The organism is Variovorax sp. JS1663, from assembly GCF_002157355.1.
GTDB lineage: Bacteria > Pseudomonadota > Gammaproteobacteria > Burkholderiales > Burkholderiaceae_C > Variovorax.
Map to the genome: position 1 here is coordinate 42,115 of NZ_LYMK01000037.1, position 20,895 is coordinate 63,009.

Consider the following 20,895-nt stretch of genomic DNA (forward strand, 5'->3'; position numbering starts at 1 on the left):
GCTAGTCCTGCTGCTTGGCGAAGACGTAGCCGACGCCGCGCACGGTCAGGATGCGCTTGGGGTTCTTGGCGTCGACTTCGATCGCCGCGCGGATGCGGCCCATGTGCACGTCGATCGAGCGGTCGAAGGCCTCCAGCTCGCGGCCGCGCACGGCCTCCATGATCTGGTCGCGCGTGAGCACCCGGCCGGCGCGCTCGGCCATGGTGACCAGCAGGTCGAACTGGTAGGAGGTCAGCTCCGCCGCCTCGCCGGCCACGGTCACGCTGCGCGCATTGCGGTCGATCTCCAGCGAGCCGAAGCGCATCACCGCGGCAGGTGCCGCATCGGTGGCGCCCTCGCTGCGCCGGCGCAGCACGGCGCGGATGCGCGCCAGCAGCTCGCGTGGCTCGAAGGGCTTGGGCAGGTAATCGTCGGCGCCGATCTCCAGGCCGATGATGCGGTCCATCGGATCGCCCTTGGCGGTGAGCATCAGCACCGCCACCTTGGCCAGGGCGTTGCTGGGCAGGGCGCGGATGCGGCGGCAGACCTCCAGGCCGTCGGTGTCCGGCAGCATCAGGTCGAGGATCACCAGGTCGGGCGAGCGCTGCTGCAGCATGTCGAGGCCGCTGGCGCCGTCCAGGGCATGGTGGAAGCCGAAGCCGGACTGCGTGAGGTACTCGCCCACCATCTGCGCGAGGCGGGCGTCGTCTTCGATCATCAGGAGCTGGGGGGGGCTCATCGTTCTCCTCGGACGGCACTGCCGTTTTTCAAAGCCCGGCACGGAGCCGGAAGGTCTGGGAACAAGCGTCGTCGCCCGTCGACAAGCAGGCTTGAACGCTCCGTAAAGTTGCCGTAAACCTCGCTGCCACTCGTATCCGCTCACACCTTCTCAGGCCGCGAAGAGCATGGGCGCGGCCGGGGCCGGCGGCGGCTGCGCGTGGTCGGCCAGGACCGTGCGCAGGGCGTCATTGTCCAGCCCCGGATGCTCGGCGCAGGCGCGCTGCAGGATTTCGCCAGCCAGGGCGCGCAACTGGGTCGTCGAGGCCCGCAGGCGGGCCTTGAAGGCCTCGTCGTCCAGGCGGTCGTTGAGGCTGCGGTTGAGCTCCGCGAACCAGGGCAGCGCGGCCTGGTCTCGCATCACGGCCGGGTTGCGCTTGGCGCTCTTCGCCGACCAGGCGCGCAGGAAATCCTGCATCGCGACGTTCAGGCGCTGGCAGTGCTGCAGCTCCTCGCGCACGGTGCCGAGCAGCGCCAGATCGGTGAGGCGCTGCTGGAAGAAGATCTGCGAGAGCACGCCCCAGTAGTAGGTGTAGTCCCAGATCACCTTCGCCGGCAGGACCTCCGGATCGCCGAAGAGCGCGTATTGGTCGCGGTAGAGCGCGAGCGTGCTCTCGTAGAAGGAGTGGTAGATCTGGTCGTAGAGCTGGGCGCGCGCCTGTACCGAACGCCCGGCGCGGTCGTGCGCGATCAGGTCGGTGATGTAGGTGTTGCTCATCGCGATGAAGTCGCTGCCCGGCGAGTAGAAGGGGTCGAGGAAGAGCCCCGCCTCGCCGGTCAGCGCCCAGCGCTGGCCCGAGAAGACCTGCTTGCAGCCATAGGAGAAATTGCGGAAGAAGGCGAAGTCCTGCAGCAGGTGGCGCTGGCCGTCGAGCTCGTCGTACAGGCGCGGCTGCCAGCGGCGGAACCAGTCCATCGCCTTGTCGAAGCTGTCCATGGATTCGAGCGGATGCTGCCGCGGGTCGGCCACGATGCCCACCGAGTGCGAGCCCGAGGCCAGCGGGATCAGCCAGACCCAGTAGCCGGTGCCCACCAGGTGATTGGTCGAGAGCCAGCGCGCCTGCGGCTCGCAGCGCGCGCGCCACTCGGCGTTGTCGGACCAGTGATCGATGGTGATGCGCGCGCCGATGCGGAACCACACGGCGTTGCAGTCGTGTGCATTGGCCTGCGCGAGCCCCAGCTTGCGCTTGAGCAGGCCGGCGCGGCCGCAGGCGTCGACCAGCCAGCGTGCCTCCGCCACGCGGGTCTCGCCGTCCTGGGTCCATTCGAGGCGGTGGAGTGCGTGCGGGTCCTGTGCGAGTTCGATGCGGCGCACGAGCGCATCGTCGACGAAGCGCACGCCGGCGCGGGTGGCCTCCTCGGCCAGGTAGTTCTCGAAGATGCCGCGGTCGATCTGGTAGCTGGGCACCGACAGGAAGCGGCTGGCGCCGATCTCGGTCACCTGGTCGATGTCGCGCCGACCCTCGCTGAAGAAGAAGCGGAAGCCGAACTTGCGCAGTTGCGCGCCGTGCATGTGGGTCTTCAGGCCCAGCACCGTGTCGAAGTAGTGGGCGCCGATCTCCACCGAGGACTCGCCCACCTTGTGCGCGGCATGCGGCACCGGATGGGACCGGCGCTCCAGCACGATGACGTCGATGTCGTCGAAGCGCCGCTTGAGCTGCAGCGCCAGCGTCAGCCCCGCGAGCCCCCCGCCCATGATGACGACATCGTGGCGGGAGGGCGGGGGCGTCATGCTGGTCAGCCTTGTGGTTCGAGCCGCAGCCGCAGCGAGAGGCTGGCGCCCAGCGGCAGGTCCAGCGATTCGGTATCGGCCCGCGCCAGCGCCTCGAAGAAGGGCAGCGCGTCGGCCATGGCATTGGAGGCCAGCGCCTCGGCGGCGGGCGTCAGCGCCCGCTGCGCTCTCGGCGTGCCGGTGGCGAGCGACCAGTCGAAGGCCGCCACCGTGCGCTCGGTGCGCGCGGGCGCGACCACCACGGCCACCGCCAGCAGCTCGCGGCTGGTGACCACCGAGCCCAGCGCGCCGACGGCCGGGATGTCGAAGCCGGCCAGCAGCACCGCCTGCCCGTCCGCCGCGCACTGCGCCGCCGCTTCCAGCAGGCCGGCCGCGAAGCTGTGGCCATAGGCGGCCAGCGAGTTGCTCGACGCATTGCAGCCGGTGCCGATGGTCCAGTAGCCGACCGCGGCGTTGTGCACCGAGTTGTGGAACTTGATGGGCGACAGCAGCTTGGGGTCGCTGGCGAGCGTGCCGCACATGTAGTCGTTGATGCCCAGGTCGCCATGCGCCGAGGCGAACACGCAGGGCAGGTCCTTCGCCTCCCGGCCCGATGCGGCGACCGCCGCGGAGGCCACTTCCAGCGCCAGCGCGACGGTGTCCGGCGCGCGCCGCCGCTCGGCCGGCGCCAGCAGCTGCGGCGAGGGCCGCTTCGCCGGCGGATCGGCCGGCTGCCCCTCGCCGCGGAAGACCGCGCGGGCGCTGTCCCATCCGGGTAGCAGGGGTGACCAGAAGGCCGGGCCTTCGATGTACAGCGTGGGCGTCGTCATGCGGGCGCCCCCTTGCCGAACACCAGCGCGCAGTTGTTGCCGCCGAAGCCGAAGGAGTTGGACAGCGCGTAGCGCACTTCGCCCTGCGCCGGCTGCAGCCGGATCTGCGGGCCGCAGACGGGGTCTGGCACGGTGCTGTTGACGGTGCCCGGCATCAGGCCGCGCTCGATCGCCAGCAGGCTGATCACGGCCTCGACGATGCCGGCGGCGCCCAGGGTGTGGCCGGTGAAGCCCTTGGTCGAACTGGCATGGGTGCCCGGCGGGAAGCGGCGTGCGACCAGCGCGCCCTCGACCTCGTCGTTCTTGGTGCTGGCCGTGCCGTGCATGTTGATGTAGTCGATCGCGTCCGGCGTGAGGCCGGCACGCGCCAGCGCGTCGTCCAGCGCGCGCTCGGCGCCCAGGCCCTCCGGGTGCGGGGTGGACATGTGGTGCGCGTCGCTGGCCTCGCCATAGCCCAGCAGTTCCAGCCGGCCCGAGCCGCGCTCCAGCAGCGCGAAGCCCGCGGCCTCGCCGAGGCTGATGCCGTTGCGCTCGGCATCGAAGGGTCGGCAGGGCTGGGGCGACACCAGCTCCAGCGAGTTGAAGCCGAACAGCACGCTGCCGCACAGCGTATCGACGCCGCCGACGACCGCCGCGTCGACCAGGCCCAGCCGGATCAGCCGCTCGGCCGAGGCGAAGACCTTGGCGCTGGAGGAGCAGGCGGTCGACAGGGTTTCGGCCGGCCCTTCGAGGCCCAGCGCCTCCTGCACGAACATCGTGAGCGAATGCGGCGTGTGCACATCCGGCCGGCGCTGCTCCTCGGGGAAGCGGCCGTCGGCGTCCAGTTGCGTGTAGGCCAGCTCGGTCTCGCCGATGCTGGAGGTGGAGGTGCCCAGGATCAGCGCGATGCGCGCCGGGCCGTGGCGTTCGCGCGCGGCGGCCACCGCCTCGAGGAAGCCGTCGGCCTGCAGGCCGAGCCAGGCCAGGCGGTTGTTGCGGCAGTCCCAGCGGGCCAGGTCTTCCGGCAGGCTGATGTCTTCGAGGCCGTCGACGCGGCCGATCCAGGTGGGCAGGGGGGTGGCGCCGAAGTCGTTCGGACGCAGGCCGCTCCTGGATCGGGCGAGGGCATCGGCGAGGGCTTCCTTGCCGACGCCGACGGCGGAGGTGGCGGTGTAGGCGCTGATCTGGAGGGGTGGGATGCGGGTGGGAGGCACGGCGGGGTGGTCGGACGAAACGTGAAGAACATCACAGACTAACAGCTCCCCCGGCTTTCGCGGGGGCGTGAAATTCCTACGCGCTGTCAGGACAAAGTGCCCAGGTGCGCCTGGGCGGCCTCGGCGAGCCGGCGGTCGAAGGTGGCGAGCGGTGCCCTGATCTCGGCGGCGAGCCACAGGTAGGCAGCGTCATGAGCGGAGAGCCCGTAGCGTGCCGCCAGCTCGCACTGGGCGACCAGGTCGACGGGATGCAGCGCGATGTCGAAAGCAGCGTAGTCGGCGAGCGCCTGCGCCAGGGCCTCGGCCGGCCACTCCCGCCGGCGCTTCTTGAGCGCGACGCTCGCGATCTCATGGTCGAGCAGGTTCGGCGCGTGCAGGCTGCGGCCGATCAGGCGCGCCAGGGCTTCGTCGCGCTCCGGCTCATCGAACAGGATCGCGCCGAGCGCACTGCAGTCCACCACCAGCGGCGGACGCAGGTTGAAAGCCGCCGGAGGCTCGGCCACATAGATGGCGGAAACCGGCGCGCTCATCGGCTGTCGCGGTCGGCACGAATGATGTCGACCGTGCGGGGGCCGCCGCGGATGGGTTCCGGAAAGCGTGCGCGGTGCTCGGCCGCGATCTGTTCGATCGTCTTGCTGCCGCGCCGCAGGATCGGCCTGCCGCCCCAGCCCACGCCGGTGACTTCGGGGGGCGACGCGGGCGCCGGGGCGGGTTGCAACGGTTGGATGGCCTGTTCGATGATCGCCATCAACTCGCCCTGAAGCGAGCGGTGATTGCGCGCCGCGCGTTGCCGCAGACGTTCAGCCCAATCGTCCGGTACGTCCTTGATGGAAAGGGTCGTCATGGTTGAAGTTCCAAAACGGCGCCATTATGGTGCCGTTTCGGCGACCGGGCCAGCCCGCTGCTGCTGCGCTGGCGCTTTCTTCGCCGCCAGCACCACCAGCAGCAGCACCGGCACCCCCAGCGCGGCCGTGCCGACGAAGAAGGCGTGGTAGCCATAGGCGTCGACGAAGGCACCCGAATACCCGGCGATGAACTTCGGCAGCAGCAGCATCAGCGAGCTGAACAGCGCGTACTGGGTGGCGGAATAGCTGACGTTGGTCAGGCTCGACAGGTAGGCGATGAAGGCCGCCGAGGCGATGCCGCCGGCCAGGTTGTCGGCCGAGACCACCAGCACCAGGGCCGTGAGGTCGTGCCCGCGCGAGGCCAGGCCGGCGAACAGCAGGTTGCTGGCGGCGCTGAGCACGGCGCCCAGCATCAGCACCCGCATCACGCCCAGCCGCATCGACAGCACGCCGCCGACGAAGGCACCGGCCAGCGTCATCGCCACGCCGTAGATCTTGCTGACCGTGGCCACCTCGTCCTTGGTGAAGCCCATGTCCACGTAGAAGGGGTTGGCCATGATCCCCATCACCACGTCGCTGATGCGGTAGACCGCGATCAGCGCCAGGATCAGCGCCGCCTGCCAGCGATAGCGGCGGAAGAAGTCGGCGAAGGGCTCGATCAGCGCGCCCTCCAGCCATTGGCCCATGTTCTTCGCTTTCGGCAGCGCGACGCGGGCCGGCTCGGGCGACAGCAGCACGGTGACGACCCCGACCGCCATCGACGCGGCCATCGCCAGGTAGGCCGCTTTCCAGGCGCCGTTCTGGTAGCCGGCGCTGCCGGCGATCTCGGCCCAGGCCGCAATCCAGAGCACGCCGGCACCGGCCCAGATCATCGCCAGCCGGTAGCCGGTCTGGTAGGCCGCCGCCAATGCCGCCTGCTTGCGCGTGGCAGCCGATTCGATGCGGAAGGCGTCCAGCGCGATGTCCTGCGTGGCCGAGCCGAAAGCCACCAGCAGGGCGCACCAGATCAGGGGCGCGAGTCCGGCGCGCGGATCGTTGAAGGCCATGCCCGCCAGCCCGGCGATCACTGTCAATTGGGCCAGCAGCAGCCAGCCGCGGCGGCGCCCGAGCAGTGTCGTGAATGGCGGCACAGGGAGCCGGTCGACCAACGGCGCCCACACCCACTTGAAGCCGTAGGCCAGGCCCACCCAGCTCAGGTAGCCGATGGTGGTGCGGTCGATGCCGGCCTCGCGCAGCCGGAAGCTCAGGGTGCCCAGCACCAGCAGCAGCGGCAGGCCCGCGGAGAAGCCCAGCGCCAGCATGCGCAGGGTCGCGGGTTCGAGATACACCTTGAGCGCATCGCGCCAGGGCAGGGCAGGGGAATCGGGCTCGGCCGGGGATGCGGACATGAAGGAAAGTCGTGGAGGCTCTCTTATTATTCCCCCATGTGCCTGCAATGCCCCTCCCGTTCCGGCCCCTGGCAGGGTCGCCGTGCCTTTCTGCTCGCGGCCGTCGCGGGCGCGGCGGCGCCGGCCGCGCTGGCCCAGGTCGAGGTGGGCAAGTCCTCGGTGGCGCGCAACCTGGTGCCGGCCGAGAACATCGAGCAGGCCGGCGTGCAGCAGTACGGCGAGTTGCTGGCCCAGGCCAAGGCCAAGGGCGCGCTGGCCGGCGAGGGCAACCCGCAGCTGCAGCGCCTGCGCGCCATTGCGACGCACATCATCCCTTTCACCGCGCAGTGGAACGAGCGCGCCGCCCGCTGGAAGTGGGAGATCAACCTGATCGGCAGCAAGCAGATCAACGCCTTCTGCATGCCGGGCGGCAAGATCGCCTTCTTCACCGGCATCCTCGACCAGCTCAAGCTCACGGATGACGAGGTGGCCATGGTCATGGGCCACGAGATGGCGCATGCCCTGCGCGAGCATGCCCGCGCGCGCCTGGCCAAGAGCGCCGGCACCGGCGCGGCCCTGTCGATCGGCGCCCAGCTGCTGGGCCTGGGCCAGGCCGGCGACCTCGCCGCGCGGGCGGGCACGCAGCTGCTCACCCTCAAATTCAGCCGCAGCGACGAGACCGATGCCGACCTGGTCGGCCTGGAGCTCGCGGCGCGTGCCGGCTACGACCCGCAGGCCTCGGTCTCGCTGTGGAACAAGATGGCCAAGGCGTCGAAGAACGAGGGCGGGCTGAGCTTCCTGTCGACCCACCCCAGCGGCCCCGACCGCATCGCCAAGCTGCAGGCGAACGTGCCCAAGGTCGAGGGCCTCTATCGCGCCGCGAAACGCGGCTGAAGCGGAGCTGCATATGGACAGGGCCAATCCCGCCTTCGGACCCATCGCCGAGCTGGCCGCGCTGGTCGACCGCTTCACGCGCGTCGACGGCACCCATGCCACGCCGATCGAGCGCCTGCTTCTCGTGCGCCGTTCCGAGCCCAGCGAGCCGTTGCCCGGGCTGCACCAGCCGGCGCTGTGCATCATCGTGCAGGGTGCGAAGCAGGTGCTGCTGCGCGACGAGGTCTACCGCTACGACGCGTCCTGCCACCTGGTGGTGTCGGTCGACCTGCCCGTCATGGGCCAGGTCATCGAGGCGACCGCCGAGGCGCCCTACCTGTGCCTGCGGCTGGACATCGACCCCGGCGAGATCGCCTCGCTCATCCTGCAGACCGGCGTGCCGGTGGCGAAGCCGGCCGGGACCGACGAAGTGCGTGGCCTTTTCCTCGCACGCAGCACGCCGGCCCTGCTCGATGCGACCCTGCGCCTGGTGCGCCTGCTGGCCACGCCCGAGGACATCGGCGCGCTCGCCCCGCTGGCCGAGCGAGAGATCCTCTATCGCTTGCTGCGCAGCGAGCAGGGGCCGCGGCTCGCGCAGATCGCGACGGCGGGCACCCATTCGCACCGCATTGCCCACGCGATCGGCTGGCTCAAGCAGCACTTCGCGCGGCCGCTGCGCATCGAGGAGATCGCGCGCGAGGTGCACATGAGCGCCTCCTCGCTGCACCACCACTTCCGCGCCGTCACCTCCATGAGCCCGCTGCAGTTCCAGAAGCAGCTGCGGCTGCAGGAGGCGCGTCGCCTGATGCTCAGCGAGATGCTGGATGCCGCCACCGCCTGCCACCGCGTCGGCTACGAAAGCCCTTCGCAGTTCAGCCGCGAATACGCGCGCCTGTTCGGCGCCCCGCCGGGCCGCGACCGTCAGCGGCTGCGCGAGCTGGCCTGAGCCGCCGGGCCCGCTCAGCCGAAGGTGAAGGCGTAGGCCTGTGCGCCGGGGTCGAGGAATTCGATCTCGAAGAGCCGGTCCCGCGTGCCCGCCGACTGGCGCACCAGCTGATAGAGCCGCTGCCCGTCGATCGTGCCGATGCCCTGGGCGTCGACGTCGAAGCCGTGGTCCGCGAGCGGCGGCTGGCCGTCCAGCCGCACCCGGAAGCGCACGGGCTTGCCATCTGCCGAAGGGCCGAGCACCAGGTGCACGTCGCGCGCATGGAAGCGCAGCGCGATACGTCCATCCGCGCGCGCGAGCACCGCGCGCTCGCCTTCGACATTCCATTCGCCCGCCAGCGCCCATTGGTTCGTCCGCAGCGAGGACGGCTGCTGGTAGACCGCAGCGCGATCGCGCGTGATGCCGCCGGGCGAAGCGAATCCGTACGCGCCGTGCGCGTGGCCCAGGTAGGTCTCTTCGGTCAACACCGGCGCGCTGCCCGGCGCGGCCTGCACCCCCTGGCCCTGCGGCGCCGAGAGCGTGGACGGAACGCCGGAGCGCCCCGCTTCCGCCAGCAACTGCTGGAGCACCCGTTCCGAAGCCTCGTACTGCCCTTCACCGAACTGGTGGTGGCGGATGCGCCCCTCTGCATCCACGAAATAGAACGCCGGCCAGTACCGGTTGTCGAAGCCGCGCCAGACCGCGAAATCGTTGTCGATCGCCACCGGATAGTCGATCCCGAGGTCCTTGACCGCCCGGCGCACGTTGGCCGGCCGCTTCTCGAAGGCGAACTCCGGCGCGTGCACCCCGATGACCACCAGGCCCGCATCCTTGTACTTCTGCGCCCATTCGCGCACGTAAGGGAGCGTGCGCAGGCAGTTGATGCACGAGTAGGTCCAGAAGTCGACCAGCACCACCTTGCCGCGCAGCGCTTCGGCGCTCAGTGGCGGCGAGTTGATCCATTCGGTCGCGCCCGAAAGCGAGGGCAGCTTGCCTTCGACGCCGAGTTTGCGCGCCGGCCTCGGCGGCTCGGCGGCGGCCGTCTGCATCAGGGCGCCCTCCTCGAGGCGGACACTGGCGTCGGTGCCCGACGGCTCCGGCTTCCGCAGGCCGATCCGGTCGACCAGCGCCTGCTCCAGCTTCGAGGTCGTTCCGCTCGAGATCTGTGCGAGCACGCCGGTGTCCAGGCCCAGCGCGATGGCGGCCACGCCGGCCAGCACGGCAGCGCCCGCGCCGCGCCGGAGCCATTCGCCCGCGCGCAGCGAGCCCTTCATGGCGGCGAGCAGGCGGCCGCCGAACAGCAGCGCGGCCGCCAGCGACGTGCAGGCCCCGGCCGCATAGGCCAGCAGCAGCAGCGAGCTGCCGACACTGGCGCCGTTGAGCGCCGCGCCGGTCAGGATCAGGCCGAGGATGGGGCCCGCACAGGGCGCCCACAGCAGGCCCGTGCCCACGCCCAGCAGGAGCGGCGACAGGACGGAAGACCGTGCGCCCGTCCCTTCCATCTGCGCGTCGGACAGCCGCATGCCCAGGGCCACGAGCGGCCGCGTCAGGCGATCGGCGATGGACGGGAACAGCAGCGTGATGCCGAACACCGCCAGCAGCGCGATCGCCGCGTAGCGTCCGTACTGGTTGAGCTCGACCACCCAGCCGCCGCCCACCGCGGCCAGCGTGGCGATGCCGGCAAAGGCCAGTGCCATGCCCAGCAGCAGGGGCAGGCCGTGCGAGCGGAACGGCCGATCGGCGCGCGCGAACACGAAGGGGAGCACCGGCAGGATGCAGGGGCTCAGGACGGTGAGCACGCCGCCCAGGTAGGCCACGAGGAAGAGGAGCATGGCGGTCTTTCGGGGGGCGCGACGTCAGGCCGCGCCGGTTTCGAACAGCGTCACGCGGGCTTCGAGGCCGCCTTCGCTGCGGTTGGACAAATGAAGCTCCGCGCCCATCGCGGTGGCGAGCTGCTGCGCGATCGCGAGCCCGAGGCCGGTGCCACCGGTGCTGCGGTTGCGCGAGCCCTCGACACGGTAGAAGGGCTTGAGCACGGCCTCCAGCTCATCGGGCGGAATGCCGGGCCCGTTGTCGAGCACCGCGATGACCAGCCGGTCCGCGCCGACTTGGACGTGCACGCGCACGTCGGTGCCGAACTTCAGCGCGTTGTCGATCAGGTTCGTGAGGATCCGCCGCAGCGCGTTCGGCCGCGTCACGATCGGCGCGCCGATCCGGCCCTCCAGCAGCACGGGCTGACCCGCATCCTCATAGTCGGCGACCATGCTTTCGAGCAGCGCGTCGCCGTCGATGCGGGCCGGCGGCTCGGTCGCGCCGTGGAGGGTGCGCGCGTAGGTGACGCCTTCCTTCACCAGCGCGTGCATGGCGTCGAGGTCCTGCCGGAACTTCAGCTGGTCCTGCTCGTTGTCCATCAGCTCGGTGCGCAGCCGCATCCGCGTGATGGGGGTCTGGAGATCGTGCGAGATCGCCGCCAGGATCTCCACCCGCTCGGCCATGTAGCCGGCGATGCGTCCTTGCATCGCGTTGAACGCGCGTGCCGCGTGCGCCACCTCGGTCGGCCCGTTCTCGTCGAGCGTGCGCGCCTTCAGGTCGGGCCCCAGTTCATCCGCTGCCGCGGCGAGGCGGGCCAGCGGCCGCGTCGCCAGCCGGACCGCGAGCCAGGCGCAGACGGCCAGCACCAGGAGCTGCACCGCGAGCACCCACATGACCCAGTTCGACACCGGCATGCCGACCCGCCTGGCATCGACGGTCACCGGGCTGCCGTCGGTCAGCCGCACCTCGATGCGCAGGCCATCGCTTGCCGTGCTGGCCTGTGCCACCTTCACGACCTGGAAGGGCTGCAGCGCATTGACGATCGCGTCGGCGAACTCCTGCGAAGTCGGCGTCGCGGGCGCGGGGCCCGCGACGCCGCCGCCCAGCATGAAGCGGTAGTTGCGCCGCTCCAGCCTGGCCAGCCAGTCCCCCCGCTCGGCCGCCGGCAGCCGATCCAGCACGGCGATCGAGCTCGCGATGTCGCGCTCGATGCCGATCATCATCAGCTCGCGCAGCGCCATGCCGCGCTCGTAGCGGATCGATGCGAAGGTCAGCAGCTGCGCGATCGCGAGGCCGATCACGATGATCAGCGTCACGCGCGCGAACAGCGAGCGGGGGACCAGGCGGCGCAGGGTGGACATGGATCGTCAGACGAGGTTGAGCTGGACGTCGATATTGCCTCGGGTCGCCTTGGAATAGGGGCAGGTCTGGTGGGCGGTGTCCACCAGGGCCCGGGCGACTTCGCGGTCCACGCCCGGAAGGCTGACATTCAGGCGGGCCTGCAGGAAGTAGGCACCGTCCGTCGCGCCGAGGTCGATCTCGGTGTCGACCGCCAGGTCGGCCGGCAGCTTCACCTTCATCTGCGCGGCCGCGAAGCCGATGGCCCCGATGAAGCAGGCCGACCAGCCGGCGGCGAGCAGCTGCTCGGGGTTGGTGCCGCTGCCGGCGGAGCCGGGCGACGAGAGCTTGATGTCCAGGCGGCCGTCGCTGCTGCGGGATTCGCCTTCACGGCCTCCCGTGGTGTGGGTCTTGCCGGTGTAGAGGACTTTGTCGATGCGGGTCATGGTGGATTCCTTCAGTAGGGAGGGTTGATGAACTGACGAAGGAATTGTTGGGGCCGGCCCTCCCGAATGAAGCGAACTCCGTATGCCTGTGTATCCGGCGCGGATCCCGCTACAGTAAATTTCACTGCCGGCCACTCCGGCGGGGAAGCGGCGCTACATTGCGGGCTCGACGCCCTCCCAGCGACACCGCCATGAACACCCGACCTTCCGATCACATCCTCATCGTCGACGACGACCGCGAGATCCGCGAGCTGCTCAGCACCTACCTGGTCAAGAACGGCCTGCGCGTGGTGGCCGTGCCGACCGGCCGGCACATGCGCGCGGCACTGGAGGAATCGGGCCCCTTCGACCTGATCATCCTCGACCTGATGCTGCCGGGCGAAGATGGATTGACGTTGTGCCGCGACCTGCGCACGAGCAAGTACAAGGCGATCCCCATCCTGATGCTGACGGCGCGCAGCGAGGAGGCCGACCGCATCCTCGGCCTCGAGATGGGCGCCGACGACTACCTGGCCAAGCCCTTCTCCGCCCGCGAACTGCTGGCGCGCATCCGCGCGGTGATGCGCCGCACCCGCATGCTGCCGCCCAACATGGGCTCGATCGAATCGGCGCAGAAGCTGGCCTTCGGCGAATGGCAGCTGGACACCATCGCGCGGCACCTGGTCGACCAGAGCGGCACGCAGGTCGCCCTCAGCGGCGCCGAGTACCGGCTGTTGCGCATCTTTCTCGACCATCCGCAGAAGGTGCTGAGCCGCGACCAGTTGCTCAACCTCACCCAGGGCCGGGAGGCGGAGCTCTTCGAGCGCTCGATCGACCTGCTGGTCAGCCGGCTGCGGCAGCGGCTGCGCGACGACGCGCGCGAGCCGCGCTACATCAAGACCGTGCGAAGCGAAGGCTATGTCTTCGCTTCGGGGGTGGAGGCGGTGGACTGAGGTCCCTGCCTACCTAGTGCCAGTTCGCAGCCAGCACCGGTGCCAGGCTGTTCTGGTAGCTCGGCAGCAGCGTTGTCTGCCCCGCCGACGGTGGGGCGAAGCTGGCCATCGCCTGCGCCAGGTTGTGCACCTGGCTGCCGCCGAAGAGGGTGGATCACCCGGGCGGCTGCGCCTCGCGGCGGTCGCTGCGCCCGCGCCTGTCCGGCCCGGTGCGCTGCCGCGCCGTGATGGTGTGGCAGTTCGTCGGATGCCGGATCTCATGCGAGATGCCGCCGGCCAGGAAGAGCAGGGCGAACCAGATCTTCTTCATGTCATGAACCCGACGGCACCGGCGCCGGCTGCGCCAGCAGCGCCTGGATCTTCTTCTCCGTCTCGCCGTAGCGTCCCTCGCCGAAGTGCGAGTAGACGATCTTTCCCTGCTTGTCGATCAGGTAGACCGCGGGCCAGTACTGGTTGTTGAAGGCCTTCCAGGTCGCATAGCTGTTGTCCTGGGCGACGGCGTGCTTGATCTGCAGGCGCTTGACGGCGTCCTGCACGTTCTTGGTCGACTTCTCGAAGGCGAACTCGGGCGTGTGCACGCCCACCACCACCAGGCCCTGGTCCTTGTACTTCTCGTGCCACTCCTTGACGTAGGGCAGATGGTTCAGGCAGTTGATGCAGGTGTAGGTCCAGAACTCGACCAGCACCACCTTGCCGCGCAGCTCGTCGAGCTTCAGCGGGGGCGAGTTGATCCAGGTGTCGATGTTCTGGAAGGCGGGTGCCTGCCGGATCTCGCCGGTGGGCACGTCGCCGCCGGCGCCCGGCGCGGCGAAGGTGAGGGCGGCGACCGAGGCGGCAGCGGCCACGGTGAGCGGCAATGCAATGGATCGGATGTTCATGGTGATGGACCTCGTGGCTGGGGAAGGCTGAATTCTTGGATGCCCTCGGGTGCGCGCGAGCGGATTGCGTATGCCTCTGTATCGGCGAGAGACATCCACACACTACGTTTCGCATCCGCGCACCCCCATCTGCATCTTCGGCGCCGGGCCCGCGCCGGTTACGCCGTGTGTGCACCGCGTTCCGCAGGCGGGTTTGCAGGATCAGGCAAGAAGCCTCCCCGAATCGACTATCGCCTGACGACCTCGCATTCCTAGACTTCCTGCATCCCGTGGCACCTGCGCCGTGGGCGCTTCATCGAGGAACGGAACATGTCGGGAATCCAGGACAAAGTCGTCGCCATCACCGGGGCCAGCAGCGGCATCGGCGAGGCCACCGCCAGGCTGTTGGCCGGGCGTGGCGCCCGGGTGATGCTGGGTGCGCGGGGCATCGGCCGCCTCAACGCGCTGGCGCGGGAGATCACCCTGGCCGGCGGCACGGCCCACTATCAGGCGCTGGACGTTGCGCGGCCCGCGAGCGTGCAGAACTTCATCGACGAGGCCCGGGCCGTCTTCGGCCACATCGACATCCTCGTGGACAACGCGGGCGCGATGGCCACGGCCGCGCTGGCGGATCTGCGCGTCACCGTGATCTCGCCGGAGGACCTCGCGCGCGCCATCGCCAACGCCTTCGCCTTCGCGGCGCCGGAGGAGGCCGACACCGGGTAGGGGCCGCGGCGTCCGGCCGGGCACCGCGGCCCTGTCCACGCTGACCGCGGCGTTCCTGGCATGCCCCTTGCATCGCATCTTGTACACAAGACAGGATGCTTGATGATGGTGCATGAAGCAGCAGCCCCGCTTCGCGGCGAGGCCTCGATGCAGGACCCGCCGGCCGCGGCAACCCATGCCTGGATCGCGCGGCTCGACCCGCCGCTGGCCGGGGCGTCGCAAGGCCCGCTGGCCGGCCTGCGTTTCGCCGCCAAGGACAACATCGACGTGGCCGGCGTGCCCACCACCGCCGCCTGTCCGGCCTTCGCGCGCCTGCCGGCGGCCCACGCCCATGTGGTGCAGCGCCTGCTCGATGCCGGTGCGAGCCTGGCCGGCAAGACCAACCTCGACCAGTTCGCCTGCGGCCTGAACGGCACGCGCTCGCCCTATGGCGCAGTGCCCAACAGCTTCGATGCGCGCTACGTTTCGGGCGGCTCCAGCTCCGGCTCGGCCTTCGTGGTGGCGACGGGCGAAGTCGACTTCGCGCTGGGCACCGACACCGCCGGCTCCGGCCGCGTGCCGGCCGGCCTCAACAACATCGTGGGGCTCAAGCCCTCCCGCGGATTGATCAGCGCGCGCGGCGTGGTGCCGGCGGCGCAGAGCGTGGACTGCGTGTCGATCTTCGCGCTCACCGTGGGCCTGGCATGGCGCGTGCTGGAAGCGGCCATGGGCTTCGATGCCGCCGACCCCTGTTCGCGCCGCCTGGCGCTGGCGGCGCATCCGCTGCCGGCGCGATTCCGCTTCGGCGTCCCGGGCGCGCCCCGCTTCTTCGGCGACGCGCTGTCGCAAGCCGCCTTCAACCGCGCCATCGCCCAGATGCAGGCGCTCGGCGGCACGCCGGTGCCCATCGACTACACGCCCCTGGCCGAGGCGGCCGCGCTGCTCTACGACAGTGCACTGGTGGCCGAGCGCTACGCCGCCGTGCGGGAGTTCTTCGATGCACGGGAAGACCAGGTCATGGAGCCGGTACGCGGCATCCTGGCGCAGGGCCGCCGCTACAGCGCCGCCGACTTCGTCGATGCGCGCATCCGCCTGCAGGCGCTCGGCCAGCGCGCCGCCGCGATGTGGAGCGACATCGACCTGCTGCTGGTGCCCACCGCGCCCTCGCACTACACCATCGACGCGATGCGCGCTGCGCCGGTCGCGCTGAATCGCAACCTGGGCGAATACACCAACTTCGTCAACCTGCTGGACTATGCGGCGCTGGCGGTGCCCTCGGGCCTGCGCGAGGACGGCCTGCCCTTCGGCGTCACCCTGATCGGCCCGTGCGGCAGCGACCTGCAACTGGCCGAGCTGGGGCAGCGCTTCCACCACGCGACCGGTCTCACGCAGGGCGCCACCGGCCGGCCGCTGCCGGCGCCCGAGCCGCTCCCGCTGGACGCGGCGGCGCCCAGCGTCCAGGTCGCCGTCGTCGGTGCCCACCTGTCGGGCATGCCGCTGAACGGCCAGCTGACCGAGCGCGGCGCCACGCTCGTGACGCAGACGGCCACCGCGCCGCACTACCGCCTGTACGCGCTGCCCGGCACAGTGCCGCCCAAGCCCGGCCTGGTGCGTGTCGCACCGTCGGATGGCGCGGCAATCGCCGTCGAGGTCTGGCAGATGCCGCTCGCGCACTACGGCAGCTTCGTCTCGCTGATCCCGTCGCCGCTGGGCATCGGCACGCTGCAGCTCGCCGACGGCAGCCGCGTGCAGGGCTTCCTGTGCGAGGCGCTGGCGCTCGAAGGGGCCGAGGACATCACGCACCTGGGCGGCTGGCGCCGCTACATCGAATCCCGCAAGGCATGACTAGGAGTTCCTCATGAGTATTTCCTCCTCGCCCCCCGGCACATCGCGACGAAGCGTGCTGCAGGCCGGCGCGGCCGGCCTCGCCGTGCTGGCGGCGCCCGCGGTGCTGGCCCAGACCGCGCCGAAGATCCGCGTGGGCTACTGGCCGGTGGCCGCGGGCCTGCCCTTCTTCGCGGCGGTGGACCGGGGCTATTTCAAGGAGGCCGGCCTCGAGGTGGAGCCGCTCAAGTTCGCCGGTGCGCAGCAGGTGATGGAAGCGATGCTCTCGGGCCGGTCGGACGGCAGCTCCAACGGCACCGGCTCGGCCAACCTGGCGATCGGCGAGATCGCGCAGCCGGGCCTCTTCAAGATCTTCTGCACCAACCCGAGCAACGCGAAGTTCGTGCTCGACGAGTTCATCGTCGCCAAGGACAGCCCGATCAAGAGCATGGCCGAGCTCAAGGGCAAGAAAGTCGCCTCGGGCCCCGGCATCCAGAACGTGACGCTGTGCAAGACCATGCTGGAGCGCGCGGGCGCGACCGGCGCAGCAGTCTCCGAGCTGCCGATCGGCCAGCACGTGGCGGCCCTGGCCGCGGGCCAGGTCGATGCCTGCTACACCCTCGAGCCCACCGGCACGGTCGGCCGCCTGAACGGCACCACGCGCGTGCTCGAGGCCGGCGTGGTGGCGCGCTACATCCTGGGCGACCCGATGGCGCCCTGGCACGGCGGTGCCGCGAGCTTGACCACGGAGTTCATCAAGAAGAACCCCGACGCCGCCAAGAAGTACATCGCCGCCTACACGCGCGGCATCGAGCTGGTCCGTACCAAGCCCGAGGAAGCGCGGCAGCACATGAAGGGCTACACCGCGATCGAGGGTGCGCTCACGGCCGAGGTGCCGCTGGCCTCGTACATGCTCTATCACGAGTTCAAGCCGAGCGACCTCGCGCACTTCCAGAAGTTCTACGACCTGTTCACCGACAAAGGCATCTTCGAGAAGAAGGTCGTGGTGGACGGTCTCCTCTACAAGGGCTGAGCATCATGGCCGACGCGACGACCACTGCCTCCGGCACGCCGTGGATGCCCCCTGCCGCCACGGCGGGCGGCGCTGCGAAAACACCCTTGACGCAGCGCCTGCTGCCCGCCATCGGACCGGTGGCCCTGTTCATCATCTGGGATCTGGTGGTGCGCCTGGGCTTCATCAAGCCCATCCTTCTGCCCGCCCCGGCCGACACCGTCAGCACGCTCATCACCGGACTGGCCGGCGGGCCGCTGCTCGCCGACTTCGCGATCACGGTGTGGCGCACGGTGCAAGCCTTCCTCATCGCTGCCATCGTCGGCGTGCCCCTCGGTGTGCTGCTGGGCAGCAACGAGAAAGCCTACCGCAGCGTGGAGTTCCTGATCGACTTCTTCCGCTCCACGCCCAGCTCGGCCCTGATTCCGCTGTTCCTGATGATCTTCGGCACCTCGGACGTGAACAAGGTGGCGATCGCGGCTTTCGGCGCCATGCTGATCGTGGTGTTCAACAGCGCGTACGGCGTGATCAACGCGCGCAAGCAGCGCGTGATGGCGGCCAAGGTGATGGGCGCCACGCGCTGGCAGACCTTCCGCGACGTGCTCGTGTGGGAGAGCCTGCAGCCCAGCTTCGTCGGCCTGCGCTCCGCGGTCTCGATGGCGCTGGTGATCGTGATCGTCGCGGAGATGTTCATCGGTGCCGATTCGGGCCTGGGCAACCGCATCATCAACTCGCAGCAGGTGCTCAACGTCAAGAGCATGTACGCGGCCATCCTCGCCGCCGGGGCGCTGGGCTACGCGCTCAACATCCTGTTCCTCCTCGCCGAACGCCGCATCGTTCACTGGAGCGGACGATGAGAGCCGTCACCGAGACCGTCGTCAACGGGCCCGTGTATGCCGACGTGCCGAAGCCCGTCTTCGAGCCCGGTCCGGCGGGCACGCACATCACCATCCGGGGCCTCACCAAGTACTTCGCCGGCTGGCCGCTGTACGAGAACTTCGACCTCGACATTCCCAAGGGCCGCATCGTCTCGGTCTTCGGCCCGAATGGCTGCGGCAAGTCGACCCTGATCAACATGATCGCGGGGCTGATCCCGATCGACGCCGGCGAGATCCTGTTCGACGGCAAGTCGCTGAAGGACACCAAGATCGGCTACGTGTTCCAGAACTACCGCGAGGCGATGTTTCCGTGGATGCGCACCATCGACAACATCGCCTACCCGCTGAAGCTGGAAGGCCGGTCGAAGGCCGAGGTGGACCGGCGCATGGCGGAGCTGGTGGCCTCCTTCGACGTCAAGTTCGACCTCAACCGCTACCCCTACGAGCTGTCGGGGGGGCAGCAGCAGACCGCATCGATCATGCGCGCGCTGGCCCCGCGGCCGGAGGTGCTGTTCCTCGACGAGCCCTTCTCCGCGCTCGACTTCGAGATGACGCTCTTCATCCGCGAGAAGCTGCAGGAGGTCTTCATGCAGACCGGCACCACGATGCTGCTGGTCTCGCATGACCTGGAAGAGGCCGTCTACCTGGCCGACCAGGTACTTCTGCTCACCAAGCGGCCGACGCGTGTCGCGGAGATCCTGGCGTACGGCGACGCGCGGCCACGCACCGTGGATACCTTGAGCGCGCCCAGCTTCGTGGCAACCAAGAAGCAGAGCCTCGAGATCTTCCAGCGCGAAGTCCGCCGGTGATATGGCTCTCCCCCAGGCTCTGCGCACTTCGTGTCGCTCCGCCAACCCCCCACCGGGGGCAACACCAGCGGCCCGGCAAAGCCGGTTCCGCGGTGTTCCTGGCATGGTCCTCGCGTGATTGAAGGCTGAGACGAAAGGACAGCCGGCAATGACTCCCAAGAACATCGAAGCCTATGTCGACGCGGCAGCGGCCGCGCTGGACCTGCGCCTGCGGCCGGACCACCGTGCCGGCGTGCTGCGCTATTTCGCCCTGGCCGCGGACTTCGCGGCCGTGGTCGAGGCAGTCCCGCTCGATGCGCACGACGAGCCCGCCGTCCACTTCACGCCGGTGGTGCGCACGGAGCCGTCGGAATGACGCCGGCCGCCTTGCTGCTGAAGGATGCGGCCGCCATGGCGCAGGCCGTGCGCTCGGGCGCCGTGAGCGCGACCGCGCTGGTGGAGGCGAGCCTCGACCGCATCGCGGTCACGGACGGCCGTGTCAATGCGTTCACTGGCGTGATCCGCGAGCGCGCCCTGCGCCGCGCGGGGCAGGTGGATGCCTCGCTCGCCTCGGAGCACGGCGTCCGCACCCGCGAGCTGCCGCTGCTGGGCGTGCCCTTCGCGGTCAAGAACCTGTTCGATATCGCCGGCTTGCCGACCCTGGCCGGCTCGAAGATCGAGGCCGATCGCGAGCCCGCGCGCGGCGATGCGACCCTGGTGCGCCGGCTGGAAAGCGCGGGCGCGGTGCTGGTGGGCGCACTCAACATGGACGAGTACGCCTACGGCTTCACGACCGAGAACAGCCACGTGGGCGCGACGCACAACCCGCACGACCTGGATCGCATCTCGGGCGGCTCCTCCGGCGGCTCCGGTGCGGCGGTCGCGGCCGGGCAGGTGCCGCTCACGCTGGGCTCCGACACGAACGGCTCGATCCGCGTGCCGGCCTCGCTCAACGGCGTGTTCGGCCTCAAGCCCACCTTCGGCCGGCTGCCGCGCACGGGCAGCTACCCCTTCGTCTCCAGCCTGGATCACCTGGGGCCCTTCGCACGCAGCGCGCGCGACCTCGCGCTGGCCTACGACGCGATGCAGGGCCCCGAGCGGCTCGGGCCGCGGGACCCCGGCTGCGCACAGCGCAACGTCGAGCCGGTCACGCAGGCCCTTTCCCGGGGCGTGCAGAGCCTGCGCGTCGGCGTGCTCGGCGGCTGGTTCCGGCAGCATGCCCTGCCCGAGGCGCTTGCGGCGGTCGACACGGTGGCGCAGGCGCTCGGCGCCAGCCGAATGGTTGACCTTCCGCTGGTCGAGGCCGGGCGCGCCGCGGCCTTCCTGATCACCAACGCGGAGGGCGCCGCGCTGCACCTGAACGACCTGCGCACGCGGCCGCAGGATTTCGAGCCGCTGTCGCGCGACCGCTTCCTCGCCGGCGCGTTGCTGCCGGCGGCCTGGGTGGCGCGTGCCCAGCGCGTGCGGCGGCTCTACGCGGAGCAGGCTTCACGCGTCTTCGAGCGCTTCGACATCCTGCTGGCACCGGCCACGCCCTGCGCCGCGACGCCGATCGGCGCCGAGTGGCTCGAGCTGCAGGGCCGGCGCATGCCGCTGCGCCCCAGCCTGGGCGTGCTGACCCAGCCCATCTCCTGCCTCGGCCTGCCGGTGTGCGCGGTGCCGGTGTGGGGCGCGCACGAGCACCTTCCGATCGGCGTGCAGGTCATCGGCGCGCCTTGGCGCGAGGACCTCGTGCTGCGCGTGGCCGCGGCGCTCGAATCCGCCGGCGTGGTGCAGGCACCGGTGGCGAGGCTCGCATGAGGG

22 protein-coding genes are annotated in these 20,895 nt (G+C 70.1%); 10 read left to right on the forward strand and 12 right to left on the reverse strand.

What is annotated here, in order from left to right; translation table 11 throughout:
* Nucleotide 1: 1 nt before the first annotated feature.
* The 7 genes from A8M77_RS25595 to A8M77_RS25625 form a co-directional block, all read right to left on the reverse strand.
* Nucleotides 2–718 carry a response regulator transcription factor gene (locus tag A8M77_RS25595; RefSeq protein WP_086924334.1) on the reverse strand — a complete coding sequence of 239 codons (717 nt, stop codon included), beginning with the start codon at nt 716–718 and terminating at the stop codon, nt 2–4.
* A gap of 150 nt (nt 719–868) precedes the next feature.
* Nucleotides 869–2,488, reverse strand: coding sequence for an NAD(P)/FAD-dependent oxidoreductase (locus A8M77_RS25600; RefSeq protein WP_086924335.1), 1,620 nt, complete (start codon nt 2,486–2,488; stop codon nt 869–871).
* A gap of 5 nt (nt 2,489–2,493) precedes the next feature.
* The gene (locus A8M77_RS25605; protein WP_086924336.1) at nt 2,494–3,297 is read right to left on the reverse strand and encodes a beta-ketoacyl synthase chain length factor; all 804 of its coding nucleotides are present in this window, start codon (nt 3,295–3,297) and stop codon (nt 2,494–2,496) included.
* Complete coding sequence (locus tag A8M77_RS25610) at nt 3,294–4,490, reverse strand: beta-ketoacyl-[acyl-carrier-protein] synthase family protein (RefSeq protein WP_238136967.1); 1,197 nt, start codon at nt 4,488–4,490, stop codon at nt 3,294–3,296. Before A8M77_RS25610 ends, A8M77_RS25605 begins: the two co-directional genes overlap by 4 nt.
* An 86-nt stretch (nt 4,491–4,576) precedes the next feature.
* A complete protein-coding gene (locus tag A8M77_RS25615) occupies nt 4,577–5,020 on the reverse strand; it encodes a type II toxin-antitoxin system VapC family toxin (protein WP_086924337.1) in 444 nt (147 codons plus the stop codon).
* Nucleotides 5,017–5,334: a FitA-like ribbon-helix-helix domain-containing protein gene (locus A8M77_RS25620; RefSeq protein WP_086924338.1), complete on the reverse strand. Its 318-nt coding sequence runs from the start codon at nt 5,332–5,334 to the stop codon at nt 5,017–5,019. Before A8M77_RS25620 ends, A8M77_RS25615 begins: the two co-directional genes overlap by 4 nt.
* Before the next feature lie 24 nt (nt 5,335–5,358).
* Nucleotides 5,359–6,723 (reverse strand): AmpG family muropeptide MFS transporter, encoded by a 1,365-nt coding sequence (locus tag A8M77_RS25625; protein WP_086924339.1) that lies wholly within the window; start codon nt 6,721–6,723, stop codon nt 5,359–5,361.
* Between the two features lie 36 nt (nt 6,724–6,759).
* Here A8M77_RS25625 and A8M77_RS25630 point away from each other — a divergent pair, with 36 nt between their 5' ends.
* Nucleotides 6,760–7,596 carry a M48 family metallopeptidase gene (locus A8M77_RS25630; protein ID WP_086924340.1) on the forward strand — a complete coding sequence of 279 codons (837 nt, stop codon included), beginning with the start codon at nt 6,760–6,762 and terminating at the stop codon, nt 7,594–7,596.
* 13 nt (nt 7,597–7,609) lie between these two features.
* Nucleotides 7,610–8,521: an AraC family transcriptional regulator gene (locus A8M77_RS25635; protein WP_086924341.1), complete on the forward strand. Its 912-nt coding sequence runs from the start codon at nt 7,610–7,612 to the stop codon at nt 8,519–8,521.
* Nucleotides 8,522–8,535: 14 nt separating this feature from the next.
* Here A8M77_RS25635 and A8M77_RS25640 read toward each other — a convergent pair whose 3' ends face one another.
* The 3 genes from A8M77_RS25640 to A8M77_RS25650 are packed head-to-tail and all read right to left on the reverse strand — an operon-like array spanning nt 8,536 to nt 12,096.
* Complete coding sequence (locus tag A8M77_RS25640; RefSeq protein WP_086924342.1) at nt 8,536–10,332, reverse strand: cytochrome c biogenesis protein DipZ; 1,797 nt, start codon at nt 10,330–10,332, stop codon at nt 8,536–8,538.
* Between the two features lie 24 nt (nt 10,333–10,356).
* Nucleotides 10,357–11,673 carry an ATP-binding protein gene (locus A8M77_RS25645; RefSeq protein ID WP_086924343.1) on the reverse strand — a complete coding sequence of 439 codons (1,317 nt, stop codon included), beginning with the start codon at nt 11,671–11,673 and terminating at the stop codon, nt 10,357–10,359.
* Nucleotides 11,674–11,679: 6 nt separating this feature from the next.
* The gene (locus tag A8M77_RS25650) at nt 11,680–12,096 is read right to left on the reverse strand and encodes an organic hydroperoxide resistance protein (protein ID WP_086924344.1); all 417 of its coding nucleotides are present in this window, start codon (nt 12,094–12,096) and stop codon (nt 11,680–11,682) included.
* A gap of 191 nt (nt 12,097–12,287) precedes the next feature.
* Here A8M77_RS25650 and A8M77_RS25655 point away from each other — a divergent pair, with 191 nt between their 5' ends.
* The gene (locus A8M77_RS25655) at nt 12,288–13,028 is read left to right on the forward strand and encodes a response regulator (protein WP_086924345.1); all 741 of its coding nucleotides are present in this window, start codon (nt 12,288–12,290) and stop codon (nt 13,026–13,028) included.
* Between the two features lie 154 nt (nt 13,029–13,182).
* On the opposite strand, the gene A8M77_RS36495 is transcribed toward A8M77_RS25655, so the two are convergent.
* The gene (locus A8M77_RS36495) at nt 13,183–13,338 is read right to left on the reverse strand and encodes a hypothetical protein (RefSeq protein WP_192871680.1); all 156 of its coding nucleotides are present in this window, start codon (nt 13,336–13,338) and stop codon (nt 13,183–13,185) included.
* A 1-nt stretch (nt 13,339) separates the two neighbouring features.
* Nucleotides 13,340–13,906, reverse strand: a complete 567-nt coding sequence (locus A8M77_RS25660) for a thioredoxin family protein (protein WP_086924346.1) — start codon at nt 13,904–13,906, stop codon at nt 13,340–13,342.
* Between the two features lie 309 nt (nt 13,907–14,215).
* Between A8M77_RS25660 and A8M77_RS25665 the strand changes: the two genes are divergently transcribed.
* The 7 genes from A8M77_RS25665 (at nt 14,216) to A8M77_RS25695 (ending at nt 20,892) form a co-directional block, all read left to right on the forward strand.
* A complete protein-coding gene (locus tag A8M77_RS25665; RefSeq protein ID WP_086924347.1) occupies nt 14,216–14,611 on the forward strand; it encodes an SDR family oxidoreductase in 396 nt (131 codons plus the stop codon).
* 105 nt (nt 14,612–14,716) lie between these two features.
* The gene (gene atzF, locus A8M77_RS25670; RefSeq protein ID WP_238136968.1) at nt 14,717–16,435 is read left to right on the forward strand and encodes an allophanate hydrolase; all 1,719 of its coding nucleotides are present in this window, start codon (nt 14,717–14,719) and stop codon (nt 16,433–16,435) included.
* Nucleotides 16,436–16,448: 13 nt separating this feature from the next.
* Nucleotides 16,449–17,447: an ABC transporter substrate-binding protein gene (locus A8M77_RS25675; protein WP_086924348.1), complete on the forward strand. Its 999-nt coding sequence runs from the start codon at nt 16,449–16,451 to the stop codon at nt 17,445–17,447.
* Nucleotides 17,448–17,452: 5 nt separating this feature from the next.
* A complete protein-coding gene (locus A8M77_RS25680) occupies nt 17,453–18,283 on the forward strand; it encodes an ABC transporter permease (RefSeq protein ID WP_086924349.1) in 831 nt (276 codons plus the stop codon).
* Nucleotides 18,280–19,113 (forward strand): ABC transporter ATP-binding protein, encoded by an 834-nt coding sequence (locus tag A8M77_RS25685; protein WP_086924350.1) that lies wholly within the window; start codon nt 18,280–18,282, stop codon nt 19,111–19,113. The genes A8M77_RS25680 and A8M77_RS25685 overlap by 4 nt, the downstream gene beginning before the upstream one ends.
* 148 nt (nt 19,114–19,261) lie before the next feature.
* Nucleotides 19,262–19,468 carry an AtzG-like protein gene (locus tag A8M77_RS25690; protein ID WP_086924351.1) on the forward strand — a complete coding sequence of 69 codons (207 nt, stop codon included), beginning with the start codon at nt 19,262–19,264 and terminating at the stop codon, nt 19,466–19,468.
* Nucleotides 19,465–20,892: an AtzE family amidohydrolase gene (locus A8M77_RS25695; protein WP_086924352.1), complete on the forward strand. Its 1,428-nt coding sequence runs from the start codon at nt 19,465–19,467 to the stop codon at nt 20,890–20,892. The genes A8M77_RS25690 and A8M77_RS25695 overlap by 4 nt, the downstream gene beginning before the upstream one ends.
* Nucleotides 20,893–20,895 lie beyond the last annotated feature (3 nt).